Here is a 12085-nt window from a genome sequence, read left to right as displayed (position 1 = left end):
TAAAGAGCGCCGATTAGGCGCTTTTTTTTATTTATGTTTTTATGCAACTAACCGATACACATACTCATATTTATTATCAGGCTGGCGGTCCTGAATTGGCAAAGCAAATGGATCGCTGTTTTGAAAATCAGGTTGGACGGTTGTTTTTACCGAATGTTGATTCCAATTCGATCGACAAAGTCATGCAAACGGTGTCAGCTTATCCCGATCATTGCTACCCCATGTTGGGGTTGCATCCTTGTAGTGTGAAAGAAGATTATCGTTTGGAATTGGAGACAATAGAAAAGGCTTTGAGCCAATATAAAGTTTACGCTATCGGTGAAATAGGATTAGATCTCTATTGGGATAAGACTAAACTGAAAGAACAAATCGAAGCCTTTAAAATTCAAGTAGACTGGGCGAAGGATAGAAACCTCCCCATCGTTATCCATTGCCGGGATGCATTTGACGAGCTGTTCACTGTTTTAAAGGACTTGAGAGATGATAAATTGAGAGGGATTTTTCACTGCTTCACTGGTACGCTTGAGCAGGCCAAAGAGGCAATTGAATATGGCTTTTATCTCGGAATTGGAGGCGTCGTCACGTTTAAAAACGCTGGCCTCGACAAAGTCGTAGAAGAGGTTAGCTTAGATCATATTGTTTTGGAAACGGATTCTCCCTATTTAGCGCCGGCGCCATTCAGAGGAAAGGAAAACGAAAGCAGTTATTTATACCATATTGCAGAAAAGGTAGCCGATTTGCATCAAAGGTCGATCGAAGAGATCGCAGAAATAACTACTCAAAACTCCAAAAATATTTTTGGAGTTTAATCTTCTTTCTTAACTTCGATGCTTGCCTAGAAAATTCCGAATGAATCATATTCTCATCATATATACCGGCGGTACCATCGGCATGGTAATGGACGAACAAACGGATTCGTTTGTGCCGTTTGATTTCGATCTGATCAGTAAAAATGTTCCAGAACTGAATCGGCTAAACTATAAGTTAACCGTCCACTCCTTTGATCCCATTATTGACTCGTCAAATATGACACCGGAGATTTGGGTGGAAATGGCTGAAATGGTTAAGCGAAATTATGACGAGTATGATGGGTTTGTGATATTGCATGGTTCTGATACAATGGCTTTTTCGGCGTCTGCATTAAGCTTTATGCTAGAAGGCCTCCAGAAACCCGTCATCATATCCGGGTCGCAGCTGCCTATAGGAGAAATTCGTACAGATGCTAGAGAAAACTTAATTACTGCACTTGAGATTGCGTCCGCCAAGAAAGGGAGTCGTTCGCTCGTACACGAAGTGGGGATTTATTTTGATGGGCAGTTATACCGTGGAAATCGAGCGTTTAAATATAATTCAGCAAAATTTGAAGCCTTTCGATCGCCTAATTACCCTGTATTAGTAGAGGCTGGTGTTCATCTTCGATACAATGAAGCAGCTTTGCAAGATAATAGTGACAAAGAATTTGTCGTTCATACGAAACTCGATAACTCCATTTCAGTTCTTAAACTATACCCCGGCATCAATGATAATGTGGTGCGGAGCGTGCTTGAGTCAGATGCACGATCGGTTATCATGGAGACTTTTGGGTCAGGTAATACAACAACAGAGACTTGGTTTCTTGATTTGCTGAGAGATGCTATCCGAAATGGGAAAAATATCCTGAATATCTCTCAATGTCGCGTCGGTTCTGTGGAGTTGGGCAGGTACGAGACGAGTAAATGGTTGAAAGATATGGGCGTTCTAAGTGGTTACGACATGACTTTTGAGGCTGCTGTTACCAAACTGATGTATTTACAAGGAGAGTTTGAAGACCAGAAAGAAGTAGCCCACTGGGTTGAAGTTAGTCTTCGTGGTGAGCTTACTCCTACTGAATATTGAATTTATTCTTCAATTCCCTCCAACGCGAAAAGGAAAGCATAGCTTAACGCAATATCTTTCAGGTAGTCAAAGCGCCCCGATGCGCCACCATGACCGAATTCCATGTTGGTATGTAATAACACAACCTGATCACCAGTTTTTGTTGCACGTAATTTCGCAACCCATTTAGCGGGTTCAAAATATTGAACCTGACTATCGTGTAAACCGGTTGTGACCAGTAGGTTAGGGTAATCCTGTTTTACAACATTTTCATAGGGAGAATAGCTTTTCATATAGTCGTAGGCTCCCTTTTCTTTCGGGTTTCCCCACTCGTCAAATTCGTTTGTTGTTAGCGGAATGGTTTCGTCCAGCATGGTGTTGACGACATCTACGAAAGGTACTTGCGCGATGACACCATTCCACAGCTTAGGTCGCATATTGATCACAGCTCCCATAAGTAAGCCTCCCGCACTTCCGCCTTGTGCATAAAGATGCTCAGCAGATGTATACTGCTCTTCAATTAAATACTCTGCACAGTCGATGAAATCGGTAAACGTATTTTTTTTATTCATCATTTTTCCGTCCTCGTACCATTGACGTCCCATTTCTTGACCTCCACGGACATGAGCAATTGCAAAGATAAATCCACGGTTGAGGAGGCTTAGCCGATTTGAACTAAATGATGCATCGATGGAATTTCCATATGAGCCATAAGCATAGAGGAGCAGCGGTGTCTGAGCACTCTTTTGTAGGTCTTTGCGGTATACTAATGAGATAGGGATTCGTTGCCCATCGCGAGCCGTAGCATAAGTCCGTTCAGCTACATAATTGTCAGATGAGTAATCCCCCAATACCTCTTGCTGTTTTAGAAGCTCCTTTTCCCCTGTCTCAAGGTTGTATTCAAAGGTAGAGTTTGAGGTTGTTAGAGACGAATAATTGTATCGGAGTTTAGCAAAGTCAAATTCTCGATTATTACTGGTATAGGCCATATATGCCGGTTCTCCAAAGTCGAGATAGCTGCTGTTTCCGTTCGTCAAATTACGAATATTTAATTTTGTCAAGCCGTCTTCACGTTCCGAAACAACGATGTAATGCTTAAACTCATCCACATCTTCTAGCAAAACATCTGGTCGATGAGGTATGATCTCCTTCCAATTGTCTACACCTGTTTCGCTAAAGTTAGTTTCCATCAGTCTGAAATTCTGGGCGTCTAAATTGGTAAGGATTAAAAATTTATCGTCTAATGAAATGACGTCATAAAGCACATTTTTTATTCTGGGTTGAAAGACAACAAACGGGTCATTTGGCCGATCTGCCGAAATAAAGCGAGTTTCAGAGCTGGTGGTTGCTTGCGAGTGGATGTAGATAAATTGCCCGGATTTTGCTTTTGAAACAGCGATATAATTTGACGGGTCAGTCTCCTGATAAACTACTTTGTCCGTATCTATATCAGTACCTATTTTATGCTTCTTGATTTTCTCACTCAAAAGTGTGACCTCATTCTTCGCAGTGTAAAATAATGTTTCATTATCGTTGGCCCAAACCGAACCTCCCGTTGTGTTACTTAATCGATCTTGAAAGACTTCTCCCGTTTCTAAGTTTTTAATATGGATCGTGTACTGACGCCGAGAAACGGTATCGATGCCATAAGCAAGTAACTTGTTGTCAGGACTAACATTGAATCCCACAGCGGCGAAATAAGCATAGCCCTCGGCCATCTTATCAACATCCAGAAGAACCTCTTCGGGTGAATTAAGGTTATCTTTCTTTCTGCAAAACTTGAAGTATTCGTTGCCTTCCTCTGTCCGTGTATAATAATAGTATCCATTCTGATAGTAAGGAGCAGATTCGTCATCCGTTTTGATACGTGCTTTCATCTCATCGAAGAGTTCAGTTTGCAAATTCTTCGTTCCCTTCATCATGGTATCCAGATATGTATTTTCAGCTTCTAGGTATTTTATTACCTGTGTACTGTCAGACCCTTTTTTAAAATAGTCGTTCATCCAGAAGTAGTTATCGACTACAGTATCCTGATGAACAACACGAGTATGAGGTTTTATTTCAGCAACAGGGGGTTGAGCATTAGGCCAGTGATAGCTTTTGTTTGTCATGGTTTGTTGAGAGCAAGCTGTTAGGAATAAGAAGCATACTATGGCTAGAGATTTTTTCACGATATAGTATTTGTTTTCAAGAGCAAGATCGTAATTTTTTTTAATAAGTCAGCTTTTCTATATTTGAACCTATGCGCATTTTAGTGGTTTGTTTAGGGAATATTTGTAGGTCGCCGCTCGGTCACGGATGTTTAGAACATTTAGTTGGTGAGGCTGGTTTGGATTGGGAAATAGATTCTGCAGGAACGGGAAACTGGCATATCGGTAATATGCCGGATAAAAGAGCTATAGCAATAGCTAAGAAGAATAATATTGACATATCTCATCAGAGAGCACGTCAAATTCAGAAAGAAGATTTTGAACGTTTTGACCATATTTTAGTAATGGATCGTCAAAACTACGAAGATGTGCTCAAATTAACGGAAAATGACGAACAGCGAGCGAAAGTGAGGCTTTTTCTGGGGGGTGATGCCTGCGTGCAAGATCCTTATTGGGATGATTCGTTGTTCGAATCAGTTTTCAATCAAATTTATGATCAATCACAGAATTTGATTACGGGGCTCAGAGTTCTATCTGGATCAAAAAAAGCAAAATACAAGCATTAATATAAAAAGGGATACTTTTTCTTATCAAGTATCCCTTTTCTATATCCGAATTGAAAAAAATTACTAAACCAATAGACGAACGGGTTCTTCCAGTAAGTTTTTCAGTGTTTGTAAAAATGCAGCACCAGTCGCCCCGTCAACCACACGATGGTCACAACTCAATGTAACCTTCATGATGTTACCTGGAACAATAGACCCATTTTTCACTACAGGAACCTGTTGTATACCGCCTACCGCAAGAATACACGCATCCGGTGAGTTTATGATTGCCGTAAATTCATCGATTCCAAACATGCCTAAATTAGACACGGTGAAGGTTGAGCCTTCCCAATCTGCCGGTTGAAGCTTTTTCGCCTTTGCCTTCTGTGCAAAGTCTTTCACTTCAGCTGAAATATGAGAAAGTGACTTTCCGTCCGCGAAACGAACGACTGGGACTAACAAGCCTTCATCCACAGCGATTGCTACACCAATATTAACATGCTCACTATATCTGATTTTATCTCCTTGCCATGATGCGTTTATACCCGGATGTTGCTTCAATGCCACGGCTACAGCTTTAACGACTAAGTCATTAAAAGAAACTTTTACAGGAGCTACTTCGTTAATTTTAGCTCTTGCAGACATTGCACTATCCATGTCAATCTTCATTGTCAGATAGAAGTGCGGAGCGTTAAATTTACTTTCAGAAAGACGTCTCGCAATAGTTTTTCTCATTTGCGTTACCGGTCTTTCTGTATAACTTTCTTCCCCTATATATTGAGGGATATTGATTGTTTTTTCGCCTGCAGCTTCTTCTTTGGAGGCAGATGCAGGAGCCGATGAGGCTTTGGCTGCCTTGGGGTCAAACTCTTCGATATCTCTTTTGACGATTCTCCCACCATCTGCCGATCCTTTGACATCTTTAAGGTCAATGCCTTTTTCTTTTGCCATTTTTCTTGCCAGAGGAGACGCTTTAATGCGTCCGTCTGAAGAATCTGTATCGTCTGTAGGCGCGGCAGCACTAGCTGTCGAGTCAGACTTAGAGTCTTCTTTATTGTCAGAAGTTTGCTTATTGTCTGCTTTTTTCTCTGTACCCTCCGTAGATTTTGGTTGATTCAGTAAAGGTGTAATATCCGTTCCCTTCGGCCCTACGATTGCTATAATATCATTTACTTTGGCTGCTTCGCCTTTTTCAAGTCCGACGTATAGCAAAGTTCCTTCGGCATATGCGGTTACCTCCATTGTCGCTTTATCGGTTTCAACATCAGCAATAGCATCGTCGCTTTTGATTTCATCTCCAACTTTGAAATTCCACTCAGCGATAACCCCTTCCGTCATCGTATCACTTAATAAAGGCATCGTGATGACTGTAACACCTAAATCTTCTGCTGTAACGTTACTGTCTTCAGCACTGGATTCCTTTTTTTCTTCACTAGACCCTGCGTCAGATCCCTCTTCTTTTTTCTCCTTTTTGCTTTCTTGCTCTTTTGAGTTAGAATCGCTTTCAGATTTATTTTCTCCAGAGTCAGCACCTTCTTCTTCTAAAAGAGCTTTGTAATCTTCTCCCTCTTCACCTAAGACAGCAATTACCGCATTAATAGGAACTGCCTCTCCTTCTTTCGGCCCAATGTACAACAAGGTGCCGTCTTGGTAAGATTCAAAATCCATCGTTGCTTTGTCGGTTTCTACTTCGGCTATTACATCTCCGGAGCTTACTTTATCACCAACTTTTTTATGCCATTTAGCGATTACCCCTTCCTCCATGGTATCACTCATTTTAGGCATTCGAACTACTTCAGCCATTCTTATTTGTTTGAGTTTCGTTAAAAATCTGTTAAAATGTTAGTTTAGTTATGTATGAACGGATAATCCTCCTGAGCATAAACGTCTTTATATAACTCATCAACTTCAGGAAATGGAGAATCTTCTGCAAACTTAACAGCTTCAGCTACGATTTGTTTCACTTCGGCGTCTACTTCATCAAACCACTTATCATCAGCATATTTTTTCTTGGTGATCGTGTTTTTTACAGAAATAATAGGGTCTTTTCCTTTGTAAGACTCTAGTTCTTCTTTTGTCCGATACTTAGCTGGATCTGACATCGAGTGACCCTTGTAGCGGTACGTACGGATCTCAAGGAATGTCGGTCCATCGCCTTTTCTTGCGCGTGCTACCGCTTCATCCATCGCATTGTGGACTGCTACTACATCCATACCATCAACAGGTGCACTTGGCATGTCATAAGCAAAACCCATCTTGTAGATGTCAACTTGGTTGGTCGTTCTTTTCAGTGAAGTTCCCATGGCATAACCGTTGTTCTCACAAACAAAAACCACAGGCAATTTCCAAAGCATTGCCATGTTAAATGTCTCGTTAAATGCACCTTGCCGAACTGCACCATCACCCATATAACAGACACAAACATTATCTGTTCCGTTGAACTTTTCTGCAAAAGCGATCCCTGCCCCTAGGGGTATTTGTCCCCCAACGATCCCGTGACCCCCCATAAATTTATGTTCCTTACTAAAGAAGTGCATGGAGCCACCTTTACCTTTTGAGCAACCTGTTATCTTCCCATACATTTCAGCCATGGCTTCATTAGGGCTCATGCCTTTAGCTATCGCATGTGCATGGTCACGGTATGCAGTAATCATCGAGTCTTCTGCTTTGATTACAGACATGGTTCCTGCAACTACAGCCTCTTGTCCAATGTTAAGATGGCAGAAGCCTCTTATTTTTTGCTGACCATATAACTGACCAGTCTTTTCTTCAAACTTACGCATGAGCAGCATAGATTTATACCACTCTAAATAGGTTTCTTTTGTAATCGCTATTGAACTCATTTTTACGTATTAATAGTATATAAATTGCGGTACGCAAATCTAATCAATTGATTTGAATTATGATAATATGCAACCTTAATTTTAAGTTGTGTATAGTATTTGGTACATAATGTATAGAAAAGTGAAAAAAAAATTAAAAAAGCTTGGAGTAAATAGGGTTTTAATTTAGATTTGCTTTAGATCTATAAACAAACAGTAAAATAAATTTAGTTTATTAAAATTTTTATTCAGTTTGATGATATGAAAAAAACGGTATGTGCAGTATTGCTCCTTGCGAGCATAGCTTCCGGCGTTAATGCACAAGAGCAACCCTCCTCTCAAAACCCCTCTAACGATCCCGACAATTTAGCTAAAGAATATTTTTCCCAGATTATGGGGGTAGCTGCCGCATCGACAGCGAATACAAAAATGTATCAATTTATCTATGAGTGGATTGGAACACCCTATCGCTTGGGCGGAACGACAAAGAAAGGAATTGACTGCTCGAAGTTTGCAGCTGAATTGTATGAGCAAGTTTTTAATACGACTATCGGTTATAATTCTAGAAATATTTATTCTAAAGTTGATAAGGTAAGTAAAAGTAATCTACAACCGGGCGACTTTGTTTTTTTTAAAATCCGTAGTCGCAATATTACTCACGTTGGCGTGTATATAGGTGATAATCGTTTTGCACATGCCTCTACCAGTCGTGGTGTAATGATCAGTGACTTGGACGATGCTTATTGGAAACGTTACTATTTCAATGGCGGTCGGGCGCTAACCGCTGCTACAGAGACGATGGATGCGGAGGAGCGTGTACTGGACTAACCTAATCAACTATATAAATTCTAATAACGAACCGAATGTTTTCCATTCGGTTTTTTGTTTTTTTCGATTGCCTGATAACTGGAAAAATAGTTACTTTTATTTTTAATCTGATTAATATGTCAAAGAAAATTACGATACTGGATTATCAGCAAATGACACAGCGAACTGTTCGTATTGCTTATCAAATCCTTGAAGACTCGATGGATGAAAAGGAGTTGGTTTTCGCGGGTATAGCCGAAAGAGGGTATATATTTGCGTCTAAGATCATCGATGAGCTTAGCAAAATATCAAAGCAGAAAATCGAGTTGATTAAAATCACTTTAGATAAAGACAGCACATCATTACAAGCAAACACAGATAAGGATGTAGGTCTGGCAAAAAATAAAGTTGTTATTCTTGTTGATGATGTTCTTAATAGTGGGAGAACACTCGCATATGGATTAGGCGTGTTTTTGAATGTACCATTAAAAAAAATGCGAATAGCTGTTATGGTTGACAGAAGCCATCATAGCTACCCTATAGAAAGTGATTTTGCCGGACTGAAGCTCTCAACTGTTTTAAATGAGCATGTATCAGTTGTTTTCTCTGATGATAAAAAGAAAGAAGGAGCCTACCTGATCTAACTGATAGGGGCTAGTCCTGCATAATCTTTAAAGTCATACCCGGTTCGACTATATTACTTGTCAAACCATTCATAGCTTTTAAAGAAGACACACTCGAGCCTTTAAATTGTTTGGCAATTGTATCTAACGTATCACCGTTTTTTACTTTGTACGCTATATAGTAATTACTGCGATTTGTTTTGATTTCTTGCGTGCTTTTTTTCTCTGTTACTGGAGCTGTAACCAACAGATTTCTTCCTTCGATATTAGCACCTTCTTTTAAATGATTCCACGCGAGCAGATCTCGCGCTTTTACATTATAATGTAATGCTATTTCGTTGACATCCTCTCCTTTTCGTACCCGGTGATACTTAGATTGCGTACTTTTTACATTGCCGCTGTTGCCATTCGCCGCCAGCATCATTTTTTGCCCTTGTATATGCCCTTCGAGGAATTTATATAATTTGGCGTAATCGTTCTTTGCGACTTTTGGAACAACAAGACGACCTGGGTTGATTTTAGTACCGTTGATTACCTTTTTCCTATAAGACGGGTTCAGCGTAGATAAATATTCGGTGCTAAGTCCGAGTGTTTTAGCAACCGAAGCTAACGAAATGTTACGGCTGACCATGATTACATCGATCGCTTCAGGAAAGTCGGCATATGATGGCTCTACAGGATATCGATCCGGGTTTCCCAAAACGTGGCTGATCGCAATGAAAGAAGGGATATAGTTCTTGGTTTCACCCGGTAAATAGGGTCTAATATCCCAAAAACTAGGTGATGATTTCCCACTTCGACGTATTGCTCTATTGACGTTGCCCATTCCACAGTTATAAGAAGCGATAGCCAAAAACCAGTCTCCATAGATATCGTATGCCTCTTTTAAATAGTTGGCCGCGGCATAGGTTGCTTCGATGGGGTCTTTTCGCTCATCTACATAAGAATTGATTTGCAGTCCGTAACCTTTGGCCGTTGCGTACATGAATTGCCACGGACCAGTCGCCCCTACACGGGAAACGGCGTGCGGGTTTAGCGACGATTCGATGACTGATAAATATTTTATATCAGATGGTATACCAACTTCACGGAATATTTTTTCGAAAATAGGAAAATAGTAGGAGGCTAGACCCTTCATCTCTGATAAATGTGAAGTATAACTTCTGCTGGCATATTTGTTGATGTAAGATTCAACAAAATCATTATGGTTGGCTTCCATCAATTGTCGAAACGGTGAATGCTGGATTTCTAACAAATCATTGATGGGCTCAGAGGCCAGTCGTTTCTCGTTTTGAGACAACTGAGGAATGTTCGTAGTCTTGATGGGGGCTACCTTGCTTGACTCTGCAAAGGCTACTCGAGTTGAATCTATATTATTCGTCTTATTCGTTCTGCGAATCGAATCACTATAGGCTATACCATTACAAAAAATTAGTAACGCTAGTCCTATTAATGAGGTGCGCTTTAATAGCATATTGATTATCGGTTTTTATTTAAAAACGATCACCTTATCTATTTTATTGTCTAAATACAAAAAAGCATTCCACACCACCGTTAAAGTGGAACGTTGAACGCTAAAATTCAGTATTTTTCTAGAATGGGGATACTATTTTTGCTCTTCTTTTACCTTTTCGTTGGGAGTAGAAGTAGCGTCATCATTTTGGGCATCCTTAAACTCACGAATTCCCTTTCCCAAGCCGCGCATAAGTTCAGGGATTTTTCTTCCCCCAAATAGCAGCAATAGTGCTAAGGCAATAACAATTAACTCTTGCCCGCCCAAAAATCCTAAAGTTGTACTAATCATTTGTGTACTTTTAATAGTATATAATAATAAACTCAACAGTCGTTAACAAGTAAAATGTTTCCGACAGGAAACAAATATACGACTATTATTTAGAAACGTGCAAGCCAAGGAGTTGGATTTATAGGTGCAGAACCTTCCCAAAGTTCAAAGTGCACTTCTGTCGTACCTTCGTCAGGATCCGTAGCAGCTGTACCGATTGCCTGTTTCACGGTAACTTTTGTACCCCGTGATACGGAGACTGAGCGAAGATTAGAATAAACTGAAAAATATTTACCGTGACGAATTATTATGGCATAACCAGCTCCCATCATTTGAACAACACTAGTTACTTCTCCGTCAAAAATAGCCCGGACAGCAGCCCCGCTGTTGGTTCTGATATTAACACCATTATTCTCCATTTTCACCCCCTTGCCATAGGTATGCATACCAAAGCCTTGAGTAATCGTTCCTTGTGCTACCGGCCATGGTAACTTTCCTCGATTGCCCATGAATTCATTTGATAGCTTTGCGGCTTCCGGTGTGGCTGACAGAACCCCAGAGGCAGTTTTTGGCGCTGCAGCTGGCTTCTCCGGTTCTGCAGGTTTTGGTGCTTCGCCGGCAGCTTTCGCTCTGGCTGCCTCTTTCGCTGCAGCGAGTCTGGCTGCCTCTTCGGCACGTTTTCTTTCAGCTTCAATTTCACGTCTGATCGCTGCCTGGATAGCACGAGCCAATCGTTGAGATTCTTGTTGCTTTTTTGATATCTCTTGCTTGTATTGTTTTTCCTGACCAGCAAAGGTGCTGACAACTTTTGATTTCTCGCTCTTCTGATCACTCAGTGTATTTCGCTCAGATTCCTGAACCGCCAAGAGTGCCGACTGCTCCTTTTTGGCAGCTGCTAGTTCTTCTATTTTCCGTTTGATAGTAGCTTGTGTCTCTTCAATCTCTTTTGCCTGGTTTTTTCTCGATTCACTAAACTGTTGAAGATATTTAACTCGTTTAAAAGCCTGATTGAAGTCACTAGAGGCAAAGATGAACATCATCTTGTTATACCCATTCTTATTGCGGAACGCAAAGCGAATCATGCTTGCATAATCTTTTTTTAGCTTTTCTAACTGCTCCTCTAATTTCTTGATTTCTTGTGTATTATCTTGGATTTGCCGCTCTATTAATCTTACTTCCGAGCTGATGGTGCTGATCTTGCGTTCGCGGAGTTGGATTTGGGTGTTTAATGCGTTCACTTGCTTCAGCGTCAGTGCTTTGTCGCTTGATGTCTTTTTTAAACTTTCATTAAGAAGGCTAATTTCACGATCCAAACGCTCACGCTGTTTTTTTAGCTCAGCACTTGATTGTGCAAAACTTGCTACTGAAAAGAGCATCAACATTAAAATAATGGGTATCTTTCTTATCAAATTCATTCTTCTCAATGCTATGTTTAAATAGACCTCTTATTTTTCAGCTACGAAGTTAATCATAATATTTTCCACTGCCTTTGCATTTTTTT

11 protein-coding genes are annotated in these 12085 nt (G+C 40.4%); 5 read left to right on the top strand and 6 right to left on the bottom strand.

Annotation, left to right across the window (positions count from 1 at the left end; all coding sequences use genetic code 11):
* Nucleotides 1-41 precede the first annotated feature (41 nt).
* Both D3P12_RS02435 and D3P12_RS02430 read left to right on the top strand, forming a co-directional pair.
* Nucleotides 42-809: a TatD family hydrolase gene (locus D3P12_RS02435; protein WP_118193496.1), complete on the top strand. Its 768-nt coding sequence runs from the start codon at nt 42-44 to the stop codon at nt 807-809.
* 40 nt (nt 810-849) lie between these two features.
* On the top strand, nt 850-1875 hold the full coding sequence (locus tag D3P12_RS02430; RefSeq protein ID WP_118193495.1) for an asparaginase: 1026 nt from the start codon (nt 850-852) through the stop codon (nt 1873-1875).
* Between the two features lie 2 nt (nt 1876-1877).
* Here D3P12_RS02430 and D3P12_RS02425 read toward each other — a convergent pair whose 3' ends face one another.
* Entirely contained in the window at nt 1878-3965 is a 2088-nt protein-coding gene (locus tag D3P12_RS02425) for a S9 family peptidase (RefSeq protein ID WP_118193494.1), read from the bottom strand.
* A gap of 131 nt (nt 3966-4096) precedes the next feature.
* Here D3P12_RS02425 and D3P12_RS02420 point away from each other — a divergent pair, with 131 nt between their 5' ends.
* Nucleotides 4097-4570: a low molecular weight protein-tyrosine-phosphatase gene (locus D3P12_RS02420; protein WP_118193493.1), complete on the top strand. Its 474-nt coding sequence runs from the start codon at nt 4097-4099 to the stop codon at nt 4568-4570.
* Between the two features lie 63 nt (nt 4571-4633).
* Here D3P12_RS02420 and D3P12_RS02415 read toward each other — a convergent pair whose 3' ends face one another.
* Complete coding sequence (locus tag D3P12_RS02415; protein ID WP_118193492.1) at nt 4634-6352, bottom strand: pyruvate dehydrogenase complex dihydrolipoamide acetyltransferase; 1719 nt, start codon at nt 6350-6352, stop codon at nt 4634-4636.
* A 44-nt stretch (nt 6353-6396) separates the two neighbouring features.
* A complete protein-coding gene (gene pdhA, locus D3P12_RS02410; RefSeq protein WP_118193491.1) occupies nt 6397-7392 on the bottom strand; it encodes a pyruvate dehydrogenase (acetyl-transferring) E1 component subunit alpha in 996 nt (331 codons plus the stop codon).
* A gap of 240 nt (nt 7393-7632) precedes the next feature.
* Between pdhA and D3P12_RS02405 the strand changes: the two genes are divergently transcribed.
* Both D3P12_RS02405 and D3P12_RS02400 read left to right on the top strand, forming a co-directional pair.
* The gene (locus D3P12_RS02405; RefSeq protein WP_118193490.1) at nt 7633-8199 is read left to right on the top strand and encodes a C40 family peptidase; all 567 of its coding nucleotides are present in this window, start codon (nt 7633-7635) and stop codon (nt 8197-8199) included.
* A gap of 116 nt (nt 8200-8315) precedes the next feature.
* Nucleotides 8316-8822: a phosphoribosyltransferase family protein gene (locus tag D3P12_RS02400; protein WP_118193489.1), complete on the top strand. Its 507-nt coding sequence runs from the start codon at nt 8316-8318 to the stop codon at nt 8820-8822.
* 10 nt (nt 8823-8832) lie between these two features.
* Here the strand turns inward: D3P12_RS02400 and D3P12_RS02395 are convergent, their stop codons facing one another.
* From D3P12_RS02395 to D3P12_RS02385, 3 genes are all read right to left on the bottom strand, one after another.
* Complete coding sequence (locus D3P12_RS02395; RefSeq protein WP_118193488.1) at nt 8833-10275, bottom strand: lytic transglycosylase domain-containing protein; 1443 nt, start codon at nt 10273-10275, stop codon at nt 8833-8835.
* 132 nt (nt 10276-10407) lie between these two features.
* Nucleotides 10408-10605, bottom strand: coding sequence for a Sec-independent protein translocase subunit TatA/TatB (locus D3P12_RS02390; protein ID WP_118193487.1), 198 nt, complete (start codon nt 10603-10605; stop codon nt 10408-10410).
* A gap of 89 nt (nt 10606-10694) precedes the next feature.
* Nucleotides 10695-11999 carry a murein hydrolase activator EnvC family protein gene (locus D3P12_RS02385; RefSeq protein WP_165438715.1) on the bottom strand — a complete coding sequence of 435 codons (1305 nt, stop codon included), beginning with the start codon at nt 11997-11999 and terminating at the stop codon, nt 10695-10697.
* Nucleotides 12000-12085 lie beyond the last annotated feature (86 nt).

It is taken from the genome of Pedobacter indicus, assembly GCF_003449035.1.
GTDB lineage: Bacteria > Bacteroidota > Bacteroidia > Sphingobacteriales > Sphingobacteriaceae > Albibacterium > Albibacterium indicum.
This window is presented reverse-complemented; position numbering and strand designations above follow the sequence as displayed.